Origin of the sequence: Deinococcus depolymerans, assembly GCF_039522025.1 — a bacterium.
Lineage (GTDB): Bacteria > Deinococcota > Deinococci > Deinococcales > Deinococcaceae > Deinococcus > Deinococcus depolymerans.
This window is the reverse complement of record NZ_BAAADB010000019.1, coordinates 53,005-68,694: the sequence shown is the minus strand read 5'-3', so window position 1 is coordinate 68,694 and position 15,690 is coordinate 53,005. Positions and strand designations below refer to the sequence as shown.

Below are 15,690 nucleotides of genomic sequence, written 5' to 3'. Positions count from 1 at the left end.
TTTTCTGCCTCCCCTTGAGGGGAGGTGCCCCCGGAGGGGGCGGAGGGGTTAGCCTTGCACCATGCGGGACACGTACACCAGAACACTTGTGCCCCGTGCGCGTGAGTTGCGACGGGTCATGACGCCTGCGGAGCGGCGGTTGTGGTTCGAGTTGCTGCGGACGCATCCCGTGAAGTTTCGTCGGCAGGTGCCGCTGCTGGGGTTCATTCTGGATTTCTACGCGCCGTCCGCGCGGTTGTGCGTGGAGGTGGATGGCCGCAGTCATGACGGGGCGGAGGCCCAGGCGTACGATGCCGAGCGGTCACGGCTGCTGGCTGGGGCGGGGATTCGGGTGCTGCGCGTGCAGAACACGGAAGTCATGCGGAACCTGCCGGGTGTGGCCGCCCTGATCGAGTCGGCACTCCAGCAATAAAAAAGGCTCCCCTTGAGGGGAGCTGTCAGCGAAGCTGACTGAGGGGTTCTCCGCGCAGCGGAGGGGTCGCCCGCGACTATGCCCGCATGCCGCCGTTCTGTTTGTTCATCCAGGCGGGCGGCTTGGGCGCGAAGCGGCCGAGGATGGTCTGCTGGTCGTAGGCGAGGTAGGCGTCGGCCCAGGGGAAGGTGTGGTTGAGGACGCGGATGGCTTCAGGGCTGCCCATGCCGTGGTCGAGTTGGTAGACCACGAACTGTTCGGGGGTTTCCAGGCGGAGGTAGGTGGGCATGCTGCCGGCGTGTTCGTCGAGGACGCTCTGGAATTCGCCGATGGCGTCGGGGCTGGCGGTTTCGAGGTCGATGGTGACGTACATGACCTTGGGCACCTCGGCGAGCTGGTCGATGCTGACGATCTCCTCGGCGATGGCGCGCAGGCCGCCGTCTTCCGATTCGAGTTCGACGATGACGAGGGCGGGGGTGTCGTTGATGAGTTTGTCCTGGATGCGGTCGTAGGCGCGGCTGAAGGCGACGAGTTCGGTCTGGCCGCTCTCGTCGGCGAGGATGAAGCGGGCCATCATGCCGCCACTCTTGGTGGGTTTCTTGACGACGCTCTCGATCATGCCGGCCAGGACGGCCTTGATGCGTTTGCCGGGGGCGACGTTCTGCGTCTGGAACCAGCTGTCGAGGTCGCTGATGCGGCAGCTGGCGGCCTCGCGCAGGCCTTCGTGCTGTTCGAGGGGGTGGCCGCTGATGTACAGGCCCAGGGCTTCCTTCTCGATGCTGAGGCGTTCCAGGTCGGTGTAGGGGGGGATGCCGACGCGCAGCGGGCGTTCCTTTTTGACTTCTTCCAGGCCGAACATCATGCTCATGCCGGTCTGGGCTTTGGCGTTGATGTCGGCGGTGCCGGCGGCGTCTTCGAGGGCGTCTTCGAGGCTGTGCATGAGCTGGTTGCGTTCACCGAACTGGTCGAAGGCGCCGCTCTTGATCAGGCTTTCGAGGGCCTTGCGGTTGCAGACCTTGTTGCCCAGGCGGGAGCAGAAGTCCGCGAGGCTCTTGTAGCGCCCGGCGCGTTCGCGTTCCTCCAGGATTTTCAGGACGGCGCCCTCGCCCAGGCCCTTGATGGCGTACAGGCCGAACAGGATTTCTTCGCCCTGCACGGCGAAGTCGGCGGCCGAGCGGTTGATGTCGGGCGGGAGGACGCGCACGTCCATCTTGCGGGCGTCGCTGATGTACTCGGCGACCTTGTCGCTGTCCTTGCGTTCGACGGTCAGCAGGGCGGCCATGAACTCGACGGGGTAGTTGGCCTTGAGCCACGCGGTCTGGTACGTGATCACGCCGTACGCGGCCGAGTGGGATTTGTTGAAGCCGTAGTTGGCGAAGGCGTCCAGCAGGTCGAACAGGCGGTTGCCCTCGTCTTTCGGTACGCCGTTGCCCTCGGCGCCCTCGACGAAGATCTGCCGCTGGCGTTTCATCTCCTCGGCGTCTTTCTTGCCCATCGCGCGGCGCAGCAGGTCGGCGCCGCCGAGGGAGAAGCCGGCGACCTCGCTGGCGATCTGCATGATCTGTTCCTGGTAGACGGGAATGCCGTACGTTTCGGCCAGGATCTTCTCCAGGTATTTGGCGCTGTTCGGGAAGCCGTCGCGGACGTAGTCCACCTCTTCCAGGCCGTGGTGGCGGCGGACGTAGGTGGGGATGTTCTCCATCGGGCCGGGGCGGTACAGGGCGGACAGCGCGATGATGTCCGCGAGGCGGCGGGGTTTGAGGCGCCGACTGGCGTCGGCGATGCCGGCCCCTTCGAGCTGGAAGACGCCCTTGGTGTCGCCGCGGCTCATCAGGTCGTAGGTGATTCTGTCGTCGAAGGGGATGGTGTCGAAGTCAATCTCGACGCCCTTGGATTCGCGCATGATCCGCTTGGCCTCGTCGAGGAAGCTCAGGGTGCGCAGGCCCAGGAAGTCCATCTTGATCAGGCCGATGTCCTCGACGGCTTTCATGTCGTACTGGCAGACCATGCCCGCACCGCTCGTGTCGCGCATGACGGGCACGAGGTCGGTCAGTTGCGTCTTGCCGATGACGACCCCGGCGGCGTGGACGCTGGCGTGGCGGGTGAGGCCCTCGAGTTTCTGCGCGAACTCGTACGCTTCGAGCAGCTGCTGGTCCTCGGCGAGCAGTTGCTGGATGTCCGGGACGCTCTCGCGGGCCTGTTCGAGGCTGTAGCTCTTGCCGAACTTGATGGGAATGAGTTTCGACACCTTGTCGACCTTGGCGTACTCGAGGCCCATGACGCGCGCCACGTCCTTCAGGCAGGCCTTGGACGCCATGGTTCCGAAGGTGGCGATCTGCGCGACCTTGTCCTCGCCGTACTTGTCCTGCACGTACTGGATGACCTCGATGCGGCGGGCGTCGTTGAAGTCGATGTCGAAGTCCGGCATGGAGATACGGTCGGGGTTCAGGAAGCGTTCGAACAGCAACTCGAATTCCAGGGGGTCGAGGTTGGTGATGCGCATCGCATAAGCCACGAGCGAGCCTGCGCCCGAGCCACGGCCGGGGCCGACGCTGATGTCCTGGTCCTTGGCCCAGTTGATGTAGTCCGCGACGATCAGGAAGTAGTCGGGGAAGCCCATGTTGTTGATGACCGACAGTTCGTACTCGGCGCGGCGCAGGATCACCAGCGCGTGCCGGTGGTGGCCGCGCGTGGTTTCCTCCTGCGCGTCGGGGGTCAGTTCGATGCTGGTGTCGCTGCTGTTCTGGGCGGCGCGGCGGCAGTCCTCGTGCGCGTAGGCGGGCAGCGGCCCGGATTCCACCTCGGCCTCCATGAGTTCCAGCGCAGGGTACTTGGTGTACTTCTCGCCCGCCGCCTTGCCGCGCGCCTCCCACTCGCTGCCGCAGAAGGCGAGCAGCGTGAACAGCGTTTCCAGGTCGCAGGTCTGCGGGTCGCAGTTCCCGGCGCGGCCCAGTACCTTCTGCGCGTCCGCTCCCAGCGCGTTCAGGCTGCGTGCGGCGTAGTCGCGCAGCAGCGCTTCCGTGGCGTGCGCGGGGTAGCGTTTCACGGTGCCGCGGTACGTCTGCACGCGCAGTTCCTCGGCCATGGTGCGGCCCTCGGGGATGGGCAGGGCGGGCATCTGGTACACGCGTTTCTTGCCGACCGGCAGGTCCACGTTGCACAGGTCGGCGACCAGCGCGGTGTTGTCGAAGACTTCCTCGCCCCACTCGCTCACGGGCAGGGCGGCCTGCATCTCCTCGAGGTTCTTCACGTAGAACTCGTCGCAGGGGAACTTGAAGCGGTTCTCGTCGGCCAGCGTGGCTTTCGTCTGGATGGCCAGCAGCGTCTCGTGGGCGGTGGCGTCGCTCTTCTTGACGTAGTGGCCGTCGTTCGTGGCGACCATGCCGATGCCGAGTTCGTTCGCCCAGGCTTTCAGGATGGGGTTGTTCCTCTTCTGCTCGGGCAGCCCGTGGTCCTGGATCTCGATGAAGTAGTTCTCTCCGAACAGTTCGCGGTACCACATCAGGCGCGCCTTGGCGTCGTCCTCGCGGCCCTGGAGGAGGAGTTGCTGCACCTCGCTGCCCAGGCAGCCGGAAAAGGCGATGACGCCCTTGTGGTGCTCGCGCAGCAGTTCGTGGTCGATGCGGGGCTTGTAGTAGTAGCCTTCCGTGTACCCGCGGCTGCTCAGGCGGCAGAGGTTCTGGTAGCCCTCGAAATCACGGGCCAGCAGCGTCAGGTGAAAGATGCCCTTCTCGCCGTCCTGCCCGCGCGTCCGGTCGCGGCGGGTGCCCTCGCCCGGCACCACGTACGCCTCGTAGCCGATGATGGGTTTGACGCCCATCCCGGTCGCGTAGTTGTAGAAGTGCACCGCGCCGTGCATGTTCCCGTGGTCCGTCATGGCCAGCGCCGGGGTCTGCCCTTCCGGGGTGACCTCCTTGGCCCACTTGAGCAGGTCCTTGAGTTTCGCCGCGCCGTCCAGCAGCGAGTACTGCGTGTGCTGATGCAGGTGCGCGAAGCGCTTGGGTTTGCAGCAGGAGCCGTCCGGAACGTGAATGTGGGGCGTGGGGGCGGCGTCGGGGGCGGTCATGGTCCGAGTCTAGGCCGGGGCGGCCCGGGCTGTCAGTGACGGCCGGACTTGACGGGCGGCGGGCGGCTGGGCGCCGTAAGGGTCCTGACAGGGGCGGCCGTTCACGCTGAGGCATGAGGCCGGGGCTGCTGGAGTGGCGGTGGGCGTGCGCGCTGTTCGCGTTGCTGGTCCTGGAGTCGTTCCTGCTGGCGTGGCTGGTGCCGCGCCCGGCGTTGTGGGCGGTGTTGCCGCCGGTGCTGGTGGTCCTGGCAGGGACGGCGTGGCTGGCGCCGCGGGTGCTGGGGTTGCTGCGCGGGCACCGGGAGTTGCGGGCGTCGTATGCCGCGGAGCTGGGGTTCGCGCGGCAGATCATGGAGACGGTCGAGCATGGGCTGACCGTGTCGGACGAGGACGGGCGGTTCGTGTACGTGAACCGGGCGTACGCGCGGATGCTGGGGCTGACGCCGGCGGAGGTGGTGGGGCGTTCGCCGTTCGAGTGGACGGTCCCGGAGGATCACGACCGGCTGCGCGAGGCGCGGGCGCTGCGGCAGGCGGGCGGGAGTTCGTCGTACGCGACGCGGTTGCGCCGGGCGGACGGGTCGCTGGTGTCGGTGGTGGTGTCGGGAACGCCGCGCTGGCATGCGGGGCGGATCGTGGGGAATGTGGCGGCGGTGGTGGCGCTGGGTCAGCTGGAGGTGGGGGTGGCGGAGGTGGACGGGCGGTTCTGAGGGGGGGTGGCCTGCGGTCTTGAGGCCCCCCTTAAACTTGAGCGTCATACACTCAACTCTATTGACACTCCGGAACTGTGGGCCTATGATGTTCGCAGATCAGAACTGCTGCCCGCGTGGCGGCAAATCCCCACACTTCACACCATCAACACAGGAGTCCCCATGCCCAAAGCAGTCGGAATCGACCTTGGTACCACCAACTCTGTTATCTCCGTCATGGAAGGCGGCCGCCCCGAAGTCATCGTGAACGCCGAGGGCGCGCGCACCACGCCCAGCGTCGTCGCGTACAAGGGCGACGAACGCCTCGTCGGGCAGATCGCCCGCCGTCAGGCCGCCCTGAACCCCGCCGCCACGCTGTTCGAAGTCAAGCGCTTCATCGGCCGCCGCTGGGACGAAGTCAAGGAAGAAGCCGGCCGCAGCCCCTTCACCGTCAAGGAAGGCCCCGGCGGCTCCGTGCGCATCGAGGTGAACGGCCAGGACCTCGCCCCCGAGCAGGTCAGCGCCGAGGTGCTGCGCAAACTCGTGAACGACGCCTCCGCCAAGCTGGGCGAGAAGATCCGCGACGTGGTCATCACGGTGCCCGCCTACTTCGACAACTCCCAGCGCGAGGCCACCAAGCAGGCCGGTGAGATCGCGGGTCTGAACGTGCTGCGCGTCATCAACGAACCCACCGCCGCCGCGCTCGCCTACGGCCTGGAACGCAAGGGCAACGAGACCGTCCTGGTCTTCGACCTGGGGGGCGGCACCTTCGACGTGACCATTCTCGAACTGGGCGACGGCGTGTTCGAAGTGAAATCCACCAGCGGCGACACCCACCTGGGCGGCGCGGACTTCGACCAGCGCATCGTCGACTGGCTCGCCACCGAATTCCAGAAGGACAACAGCTTCGACCTGCGCAAGGACAAGCAGGCCCTCCAGCGCCTGATCGAAGCGGCCGAGAAGGCCAAGATCGAACTGAGCAACGCGACCGAAACCTCGATCAGCCTGCCGTTCATCACCTTCGACCCGGAGACCCGCACCCCCATGCACCTCGAGCGCACCCTGAGCCGCGCCAAGTTCGAGGAGATCACGGCCGACCTGCTGCGCCGCGTGCGTAAGCCCGTCGAGCAGGCCCTGGCCGACGCGAAACTGGATGCCAGCAAGATCGACGAGGTCATCCTGGTGGGCGGCAGCACCCGCATTCCCGCCGTCAAGCGCATCGTGCAGGAACTGATCGGCAAGACCCCCAACGAGAGCGTGAACCCCGACGAGGCCGTCGCGCTGGGCGCCGCCGTGCAGGCCGGGATCATCCAGGGTGACTCCAGCCTGGGCGACATCGTGCTGGTCGACGTGACCCCGCTGACGCTGGGCGTGGAGGTCAAGGGCGGCATGATCGCCCCCATGATCACCCGCAACACCACGGTGCCCGCCAAGAAGACCGAGATCTACACCACCGCCGAGAACAACCAGCCCGGCGTGGAGATCAACGTGCTGCAGGGCGAACGCCCCATGGCCGCCGACAACAAGTCCCTGGGCCGCTTCAAGCTCGAAGGCATCCCGCCCATGCGCGCCGGTCAGCCGCAGATCGAGGTGACCTTCGACATCGACGCCAACGGCATCCTGCACGTCACCGCCAAGGAGAAGACCAGCGGCAAGGAAGCCAGCATCCGCATCGAGAACACCACCACCCTCGACAAGAGCGACGTCGAGCGCATGGTGCAGGAAGCCGAGCAGAACGCCGCCGCCGACAAGCAGCGCCGCGAGAAGGTCGAGAAGCGCAACAACCTCGACTCGCTGCGCGTGCAGGCCCTCGGGCAGCTCGAGGAGAACGAGGGCGCTGCCCAGGACGCCAAGGACAAGCTGAAAGCCGCCGCCGACGAGGCCGAGGAAGCCGTCCGCAGCGACGACGACACCCGCATCGACGCTGCCCAGAAGAAGCTGGAAGAGGAACTCCGCGCCTTCATGACCGCCGCGCAGGGTCAGGGCGCGCAGGGCGACGACACCGTCAACCTCGGCAAGGACAAGCAGGACGACGACGTGATCGACGCGGACTTCAAACCCGCCGAGTAAGCGCCGCCCCCGCACACACCAGCGCACCCCGGGAGAGGACGGCCACCACGCCTCCTCTCCCCCCTTCATTCCGCCCTACCCCCCGAGCACCCGGCAGCCCGTAAGCTGAGCGGAATGTTCCGAAAGCGAGGCCCCAAGATGACCGACGACCAACGCACCCCCGACGTGACCGACGCCGAGACCGCACAGAACACCCCCACCCTCGACGCCGACAGCGGTCAGCCCGTCACGGACGCCGACCTGCCCGAAACCGACAACATGCAAGAAGACCTGGAAACCGAGTTCCCCGGCCTGGACGGCATGGACGAGAACATGTTCGGTCAGGTGCAGGAGATGATGGCGAAACTCGGCCGCGCCGACGAGCTGGAAAAGGAGAACGCCGACCTCAGGGGCCGACTGGCCCGACTGGCCGCCGACTTCGACAACTACCGCCGCCGCACCCAGGAGGACGTGGCCGCCGCGCAGGGCCAGGGCATAAGCAAGGCCGCCGAGGCGCTGATGCCCGTGTACGACGACATGGACCGCGCCGTCACCATGGGCGCCGCCGAGCCCGCCAAACTGATTCCCGGCATGCAGGCCGTGCAGGGCAAGATCCTGACCGTGTTCTCCGGCCTGGGCCTGGAAGCGACCGGCAAGGAAGGCGAGGCCTTCGACCCGCAGTGGCACGAGGCGCTGCAGGTCGTGCCGGGCGACGAGGACGACGTGATCGTGCAGGTGTACCAGCTGGGCTTCCGCATGGGCGACCGTCTCGTGCGCCCCGCCCGCGTCGTCGTGAGCCGGAAGGACTGAGGGGGAAGCGGTGATGGTTGACCCAGAAGACAAGGCGGCGTCGGCGGAGGCCCCTGCGGCTCCATCAACCGTCAACCGCTCAGCCTCCGGTGACCCGATGCATGGGGTGACGCTCGCCATGATCGTCGAGCGGCTGCACGACGCGTACGGCTGGGACGAACTGGCCCGCATGGTCCCGGTCCGCTGCTTCCAGTTCGATCCGAGCGTGCAGAGCAGCCTGAAGTTCCTGCGGCGCACCCCGTGGGCGCGGGCGAAGGTCGAGGCGCTGTACCGCGACCTCGTGACCACCTGAACCTCGCCGCCCTGAACCCACAGAGCGGAATCCACCGTCCTCATTCGCCTGAAGGAGGCGCACATGGCCTACAAGGATTACTACGACGTGCTCGGCGTCTCCCGCGGGGCGTCCGAGGCGGACATCAAGAGCGCGTACCGCCGGCTCGCCAAGCAGTACCACCCGGACAAGAACGCCGGGGACGAGAAGGCCGCCGAGCGGTTCAAGGAGATCGGCGAGGCGTACGCCGTCCTGTCCGACCCCGAGAAACGGCAGGTGTTCGACCAGTTCGGGCACACCGGTCAGGTTCCGCCCGGCTACGGCGGCCCCGGCGCGGGCGGCTTCCAGGGCGGGGACTTCTCGGGCTTCGACCCGGGGCAGTTCAGCGACTTCTTCCAGGGACTGTTCGGGCAGACCGGGCGGCGCGGCGGCCCGGGCGCGGGCTTCGCGGGCGCGCAGGTGAACTTCGAGGACCTGCTGGGCGGCGGCGGGCTGGGCGGCGGACGCCGCTTCGTGCAGAACGTGGAGGGCGAGCTGCAGGTCACGCTGGCCGAGGCGTTCAGCGGTTCGGACGAGGTCATCAACGTGGACGGCAAACGCCTGAGCCTGCGCGTGCCCGCCGGAACGCGCGACGGCGCGCGCCTGCGGCTGGCCGGGCAGGGACCGGGCGGCGGGGACGTGCTGCTGACCATCCGCGTGCTGGAGGACGCCCGCTTCGAACTGGACGGCGACCACCTGACCACCAGCGTGGACGTGCCCGCCCCGGTCGCGGCGCTGGGCGGCGACGTGACCGTGCAGACCCTGAGCGGCAAGGGCAACCTGAGCGTGCCCCCCGGCAGCAGCGGTGGGCGGCGTATGCGCCTGCGCGGGCAGGGCTGGCCGAAGAAGGACGGCACGCGCGGCGACCTGTACGTCCGCCTGAACGTCACGGTGCCCGCCACCCTGAGCGACGAGCAGAAGGAGCTGTACCGAAGGCTGCGCGACCTCGGGTAAATCCATCAGCGAAACGCCCCCGCCGGTCTGGTCGGGGGCGTTGCTGTTGCGGCTTTACTTCCCGGTCTGATCGATCATCTGCTCACTGAGCGCCCACAGACGGCGGGCACTGTCCGCGTTCAGGGCGTGGGGTTTGTAGCCGAACAGCGGGCTGGGGCTGGCCTCGTCCAGCGGGGTGCTCTGCTGGAGGTCCTCGAGGAAGAGGCCGCCCACGCCGTCCAGTTCGGGCGCGGTGGCTGCCCAGATGCTGGTGGCCGCGCCCTGCGCGGGCGTCTTGAAGGCCGGGTTCGGCACGCCGTTCTCGTCGATCCAGCCCCGGCGCTGCGCCTCGCCTTCCGGCATGTGCTTCTGCAGGCCGGTCATGATCCCGCCGGGGTGGACGGCGTTCGCGGTGACGCCCTGCTCGGCGTAGCGGCGGTTCAGTTCGGCGGCGAACAGGGCGTTGGCGGTCTTGCTCTGCCCGTACGCCTGCCAGGGGTCGTAGGGGGTGGTCTGGAAGTTCGGGTCGTCCCAGCGAATGTCGCTGAGGCGGTGCGCGCTGCTGCTCAGGGACACGACCCGGGCGGGCGCGGCGGCCAGCAGCGCCGGCATCAGCAGCCGCGTGAGCTGGAAGTGCCCGAGGTGGTTCGTGCCGAACTGCGTCTCGAAGCCGTCGGCGGTCTGGCCCTGCGGGGTGGCCATGACGCCCGCGTTGTTGATGAGCATGTTGATCCTCGGGGCGAGCGCGAGGATCTCGCCGGCGGCCTGCCGGATCGACGCGAGCGACCCGAGATCCAGATGCAGGACGTGCACGTCGCTGTTCCCGGTGGCCTGTGCGAGGTCACGGGCGACATGCTCGCCGCGCGCGGTGTCGCGGACGGGCATGATCACGCGCGCCCCGGCGCCCAGCAGGGCGCGGACGGTCTCGGCGCCCAGCCCGGAGGCCGCGCCGGTCACGACGGCGGTCTGGCCGGTCAGGTCGGTGTCTTTCAGGAGGTCGGTCGCGTCGGCGCGGGGGGCCAGGGGGCTCTTGATGGGGGTCATGGGGACACCGTAGTCCTTCGGGTGCGCTCGAAGTCAACGCGTGGCCCGCAGCATGGAGGAACGCTCAAGAGGGGGCAGCCAGGGAAAGACCCCAGCCGCCCCCTCTGCCCCGGTTCAGACGGTGGGCTGACTGATGCCCTGCAGCGCCTGTTCGTCCGCGCCGCCGCTGGCGCGCGTGGCGAGGTCCGCGAGGCTCACGATCCCGACGACCTTCGCGCCGTCCGTGACGGGCAGGCGGCGCAGCTGGCGGTCCGCCATGGCCTTCGCGGCGTCCTGCACGCTGGTCTCCGCGTCCATCGTGAACACATTGCCGGTGGCGTAGTCGGTCGCGGCGCTGCCCAGGTCGTGCCCGTACGCCACGGCGCGGATGACGATGTCCCGGTCGGTGATGATGCCGCTGAGCTGATCGCCGTCCATGATCAGCACGTTGCCGATGTCCTGCTCGCGCATCAGCGTGGCGACCTCCTTCAGGGTGGCGCGGGGGTCGGTGGTGGTCAGGTCGGTGGTCATGATGTCGCGCAGGGTGGTCATACCCTGACCGTACCCCCCGGCCCTGCGCGCCGCATGGGAGCTTGCCCAAGCCGGGCGGGGAGAATCTTGAGGCAAAGCAGAAGGCCGCCCGCGCGTGGCGGGCGGCCTGGAAGGGATGCAGTTATACGGACTGCCGTTTGTTTCGCCGACAATCCGGAACTTCACCGGATTGCCGACTCCACGTCCGGAACCCGCCCAGCTCCCACTCGCTTCGCTCGGATTGAACGGGCTTTGCAGCCCATTCAATCGGAGTCCGTATTACTTCATCAGCCAGTCGAAGGAGGTCTTCATCAGGATGGTGCGGCTGTTGGGCGTCAGGCCCTCCAGGCCGAAGCCCATGGTCACGGTGCGGTACTTCCCGGCGTCGTTCGCGACGATCGCCCCGGCATTCTCACCGGCGGACTGGGCACTCACGCGCGGGCGGTTCTGTCCCTGCGCCTGGGTGTTGCCGCCCAGGATCTGGTTCAGGACGCTGCCGATCACGCCGGCCGCGAGCCGCTCGACCAGCCCGCGCGGGTCCTTCACCTTCTGCGCGGCGCGGGTGCGGTTCGGGTCGACGCGGATGCTCTGCGCGGTGATGGTCCCGGCGGTGGCGTCGGCACTGCCCCAGGAGGCGACCACGCTGCTGCCCCCCTGATCGGCGATCACGTCGGGGTAGTACTGGTTCCCGGCGCTGCCCTGGGCGTTCAGGGCGAAGGCGGTGCTGCCGAACGCGCCGCGCGTCACGAATTTCGCCTGTCCGCTGCTGTCGGCCACGAAGCGGGTCTTCAGGGTGCCGGTGTAGAAGGCGCTGGTGCCGATGTCGTACCCGATGTCCTGACCGGTGATCAGGAGGTTCCCGCCGCCCGCCACGTACTGCTGCAGCACGTTCTGATCGGCGGGCGTGATGGTGTTCTGGTACTGCTCGCCGGTCGCCCACACGACGATGTCGGCGCGTTTGAGTTCGCTCAGCGGCACCTGCCCCTGGCTCTGGGTGTTCCACACGAACGCCCCCCCGCTGACCGCGTTGGCCTTGATGGCGTCGCGCAGCGCGGCCGTCACGTCGGCCCCCTGGCCCATGTCGTCGTCGACGAGCAGCACGCGGGGTTTCTTGCCGGTGCTGGGCGCGGGGGTCGGGGTGGGTGCCGGGGTGGGCGCGGGCGTGCCGGGGCGGTCCTTGATGAAGCAGCCCTTGGCGACGCCGGGGGCGGGGTCACGGCCCCACTCGGCGACCGTGCAGTTGAAGCCGTCGGTGCCGATCCCGGTCAGGTACTTCCCGGCCGTACCGAACGCCGCGTCCTTCTGGCCGCTGAAGTTGCACTTGCTGCCCTCCAGGGCGCACAGGCTGTAGCCGCTGGGACCGGTCGGCTGCGCCGGAGCAGGGGCGGGGGCGGGGGCCGGCGCGGGTGCGGGGGCTGGCGCGGGGGCCGGCGCCGGGGTCGGCGCTGGGGTCGGGGCGGGAGCGGGGGTCGGGGCGGGAGCGGGGGCCGGGGCGCCGGCATTCACGCCCAGTTTCCCCAGGGCGCCCGGCACGCTGATCAGGCCGTACCCGGTGTTGTTGTTCTTGCTGCCGGCGTTACTGGCACTGGTGTACAGCGCGTTCTTGACGCCGTCCACGCTGGTGCCGGGCTTGGCGGACAGCAGCAGGGCCGCGGCGCCCGCCGCGATGGGACTGGCCTGCGAGCTGCCGCTCAGGGCGCCGTACTGCCCGTTCGGGAACGCGCTGGTGATCTCCACGCCCGGCGCGGCGATGTCGGGCTTCACGAACACACCCTTGATGGCGCTGTTCCAGTTGACGGGCCCGCGGCTGCTGAAGCTGGCCACCTGTCCGTCCTGGCCCACGGCGCCCACGCCGATCGCGTCGGGCAGGTTACCGGGGCTGCCGGTGCTGGCCGAGGTCGGCCCGAAGTTCCCGATGGCGAACACCGGCACCACGCCCGCCTTGAGCATGTTCTGCACCGGCACGATGAACTCGTCGAAGGTGCCGGGGATGCCCAGGCTCATGTTCACGATGTCGGCGCCGTCGTCGGTGTCGGCGTTGTTGTCGGGGTCCAACACGTACTGCATCCCGGCGATCACCTGCGCGAAGGTGCCCTCGTTGTTCGGCAGGACGAGCGCGCTGATGACCTTGGCGCTGGGTGCCACGCCGACCGTGTCACCGACCAGCAGCCCGGCGGTGTGCGTGCCGTGGTTGGTGGTGTCGTGCGGCTGCGCGTTGGGCACGCGGTCGCCTTCCGCGTTGAATTCCGCGAAGGCCGCGACCTTGCCGTTCAGCTGCGGGTGGCTGGCGTCGACGCCGCTGTCCAGGTGCCCGATCTTGACGCCCTGGCCCTTGAACCCGGCGGCCCAGGCCTGCGGCGCTCCGATCTTGGCGAGGTGCCAGGCCTCGCCGGGCGCGGCGGCGGCGGCGCTGAGGGCCACGGCCCGCTGTGGTTTCGGGATCTGCACCTTGAAGTTCTCGAACACGTCCGAAACGAAGGGCAGCACGGCCAGCGTGCGCGCCTGGACCGGGGTCATGGGCAGGTATACGCTCTGGTCGAGCCACAGCGAGGTGGCGCGGCCCGAGTTGATGGCCTGGTTCAGGAACCCGGCCGCCGGACCGAGCTGCGCGATCTTGCCGCTCAGCTGGGCGCGCAGGTTCTTGAACTGCGCCCGGCCCTGCGCGTCGTTGGCGAACTGGAACCGGACGATGACGCCGACCGGGGTCTGGTCTCCCTTCTTCGCCCGCTCGAGCAGGGTCGGGGAGAGGCGTCCGGCGCTGGCCTGACTGAGGCCGCCCAGGGTCAGGGCTGCGCCGAGCATCATGAGATTCCGCTTCTTCATGCCGCTCAGCCTATGCGGCGGCGCGTGACGGCCCCTGAAGGGACGGTGAGGAAGCCTTGAGCTGCGGTCAGGCGGGGGTCAGCGTCCGGTGCGCTCCGGGCTTCAGCGGGTGTACTCGACGATCAGTTCGCCGGTGTCCACGGCGCGGCGGATCATGCTGGTGCGGGTGTAACTGAGGACCACGCGGCCACTGCTGAGGTGCAGCAGGCTGAGGGTGCCGCGCACGCCGTTGCCGGTGGTGGCGTTGCTGCCGGTCATGCGCCACTGGAAGCCGCTGCGGACATCCAGGCCGCGGTCGGGCGCGGCGCTGGGCGTGACGGTGGTGGGGCGCGCACTGAAGCCCTCGGGGCCGCGCATCTCGCCGGTTTTCAGGTCGATGCTGACGCCCCTGAGCACGCCGTCCATGTACGGCCCGTCCCCGAAGGTGACGTGGCTGGCGTCGCGGGTGACGGCCAGCCGGAAGGACTTCCCGGTGGACGCCAGGACCTCCTGGAACACCACGTACCGTTTGAACTCCTCGCGGGAGATGCCGAGGCGTTCGTCGTAGGTGGGCTGCAGGCCGCGCGCGGCGTTCACGATCACCTGCTGCAGCGCTTCCGGGTTCCCGCCGACGCTGGCGACCCGCAACTGCAGCTCGACGGTGGAGATGCTGGGGCGCCGCTCGAGCAGCGTGGCGGTCTGGGAGGTGGCGGGCAGCAGCGCGGCGAGGCGCGGCTGCCAACCGGCCGGCAGCGCGGGCGGCGTGGAGGCGCCGCGGCCCAGGCCGCTGATCAGCAGGCCGAGCGTCATCACTACTGCGGGGAGAGGCCAGGCCACCTTCATGCACTCGCGAGCATAGTGCGGCATGGTGAGAATTCCCCGCCGAAGGGGCCCTCATTCCTGAGGAGGGCGTCAGCGGGCCGTCAGGTTGGCAGGGGCGGGTGTGGCCGGCGCGCCCTGCAGCGGGAAGGAGGGGGCCGGGAACGTGCCCTGCGGCGCGGTTCCCGGCTCCCTCCTTTCCTGCTCCGCCGCGGCGGAGGTCGGTGTTCAGGCCTTGCCGACGCTGCCCAGCACGCGCATCTTGTGCTCGATGACCTGGCTCATGACGTCGCGGGCCGGTCCGAAGATCTTGCGGGGGTCGAATTCCTTGGGGTTGGCCATCAGGGCCTCGCGGATGCCGACGGTGCTGGCCAGACGCAGGTCGGTGTCCACGTTCACCTTGGCGATGCCGAAGCCCGTGGCGCGCTGCAGGTCCTCGTCGGCGATGCCGGCGGCGTCGCCGATCTCGCCGCCCGCCTTGCGGAAGCGTTCCACGATCTCCTGCGGCACGCCGCTGCTGCCGTGCGCGACGAGGGGGATGCCGGTCAGGCCGGCGATCTTCTCGATGCGGGCGTGGTCGATGTAGGGGCGGCCCTTGCCCTTGAAGGCGCCGTGGCTGGTGCCGATGGCGATGGCGAGGTAGTCGGTGCCGGTCTGCTCGATGAACTGCACGGCTTCCTCGGGATCGGTCAGGAAGGCGTCCTTCTCGTCCACGACGATGTGTTCCTCGATGCCGCCCAGACGGCCGAGTTCGCTTTCCACGCTGATGCCCATGGCGTGCGCGGCCTCCACGACGCGTCTGGTTTCCTTGACGTTGCCTTCGAAGTCGTGGTGCGAGGCGTCGATCATGACGCTCGTGAAGCCCATCTTGATGGCCTTCAGGGCCGACTCGTAGGAGCTGCCGTGGTCGAGGTGCAGCGCGACGGGCACGGTGGCACGCCTGGCCAGATCGATGACGATGTTGGCGAGGTCCTGGCCGCCGTACTTGATGGCGCCCTCGCTCATCTGCACCATGACGGGGCTGCGCAGCCGCTCGGCGGTGTGGATGATCGCCTGGGTGATCTCCATGTTGTTGGTGTTGAACGAGCCGACGCCGTACTTGCCGGCGCGGGCGGGAACCAGAATGTCATTACCGGTGACGAGCATGTGAATACCTCCTTGAGCGCCTTCTACTCTACCCGGCGCGGCCGGTCCGACCGGCGGGGGCCGTCCACACGACCGGGCCGGTCGGGGTAGACAGGGCCGGTCG

At 68.6% G+C, this 15,690-nt stretch carries 12 protein-coding genes; 6 read left to right on the top strand and 6 right to left on the bottom strand.

The genetic code is table 11. The features are described 5' to 3' along the window. The first annotated feature begins 61 nt into the window (after positions 1–61). The gene (locus ABDZ66_RS10560) at positions 62–412 is read left to right on the top strand and encodes an endonuclease domain-containing protein (RefSeq protein WP_343758598.1); all 351 of its coding nucleotides are present in this window, start codon (positions 62–64) and stop codon (positions 410–412) included. Positions 413–488: 76 nt separating this feature from the next. On the opposite strand, the gene dnaE is transcribed toward ABDZ66_RS10560, so the two are convergent. Beyond that, positions 489–4,478 (bottom strand): DNA polymerase III subunit alpha, encoded by a 3,990-nt coding sequence (gene dnaE, locus ABDZ66_RS10555; protein ID WP_343758596.1) that lies wholly within the window; start codon positions 4,476–4,478, stop codon positions 489–491. Positions 4,479–4,591: 113 nt separating this feature from the next. Here dnaE and ABDZ66_RS10550 point away from each other — a divergent pair, with 113 nt between their 5' ends. From ABDZ66_RS10550 to ABDZ66_RS10530, 5 genes are all read left to right on the top strand, one after another. Continuing rightward, on the top strand, positions 4,592–5,185 hold the full coding sequence (locus ABDZ66_RS10550; protein WP_343758594.1) for a PAS domain S-box protein: 594 nt from the start codon (positions 4,592–4,594) through the stop codon (positions 5,183–5,185). A 162-nt stretch (positions 5,186–5,347) separates the two neighbouring features. Next, a complete protein-coding gene (gene dnaK / locus ABDZ66_RS10545) occupies positions 5,348–7,234 on the top strand; it encodes a molecular chaperone DnaK (RefSeq protein WP_343758592.1) in 1,887 nt (628 codons plus the stop codon). A 138-nt stretch (positions 7,235–7,372) separates the two neighbouring features. Beyond that, positions 7,373–8,023, top strand: coding sequence for a nucleotide exchange factor GrpE (locus ABDZ66_RS10540; RefSeq protein WP_343758590.1), 651 nt, complete (start codon positions 7,373–7,375; stop codon positions 8,021–8,023). A gap of 97 nt (positions 8,024–8,120) precedes the next feature. Continuing rightward, a complete protein-coding gene (locus ABDZ66_RS10535; RefSeq protein WP_343758588.1) occupies positions 8,121–8,315 on the top strand; it encodes a VF530 family protein in 195 nt (64 codons plus the stop codon). Positions 8,316–8,378: 63 nt separating this feature from the next. Next, positions 8,379–9,287: a DnaJ C-terminal domain-containing protein gene (locus tag ABDZ66_RS10530; protein ID WP_343758586.1), complete on the top strand. Its 909-nt coding sequence runs from the start codon at positions 8,379–8,381 to the stop codon at positions 9,285–9,287. A gap of 54 nt (positions 9,288–9,341) precedes the next feature. On the opposite strand, the gene ABDZ66_RS10525 is transcribed toward ABDZ66_RS10530, so the two are convergent. The 5 genes from ABDZ66_RS10525 to fba all read right to left on the bottom strand — a co-directional run bounded on the left by ABDZ66_RS10525 (position 9,342) and on the right by fba (position 15,587). Further along, positions 9,342–10,310, bottom strand: a complete 969-nt coding sequence (locus ABDZ66_RS10525; RefSeq protein WP_343758584.1) for an oxidoreductase — start codon at positions 10,308–10,310, stop codon at positions 9,342–9,344. 114 nt (positions 10,311–10,424) lie between these two features. Then, the gene (locus tag ABDZ66_RS10520) at positions 10,425–10,841 is read right to left on the bottom strand and encodes a CBS domain-containing protein (protein ID WP_343758582.1); all 417 of its coding nucleotides are present in this window, start codon (positions 10,839–10,841) and stop codon (positions 10,425–10,427) included. 258 nt (positions 10,842–11,099) lie between these two features. Beyond that, entirely contained in the window at positions 11,100–13,643 is a 2,544-nt protein-coding gene (locus tag ABDZ66_RS10515) for a S8 family peptidase (RefSeq protein WP_343758580.1), read from the bottom strand. A 102-nt stretch (positions 13,644–13,745) separates the two neighbouring features. Beyond that, entirely contained in the window at positions 13,746–14,432 is a 687-nt protein-coding gene (locus tag ABDZ66_RS10510; protein WP_343758578.1) for a hypothetical protein, read from the bottom strand. Between the two features lie 237 nt (positions 14,433–14,669). Continuing rightward, positions 14,670–15,587 (bottom strand): class II fructose-1,6-bisphosphate aldolase, encoded by a 918-nt coding sequence (gene fba / locus ABDZ66_RS10505; RefSeq protein WP_343758576.1) that lies wholly within the window; start codon positions 15,585–15,587, stop codon positions 14,670–14,672. Positions 15,588–15,690 lie beyond the last annotated feature (103 nt).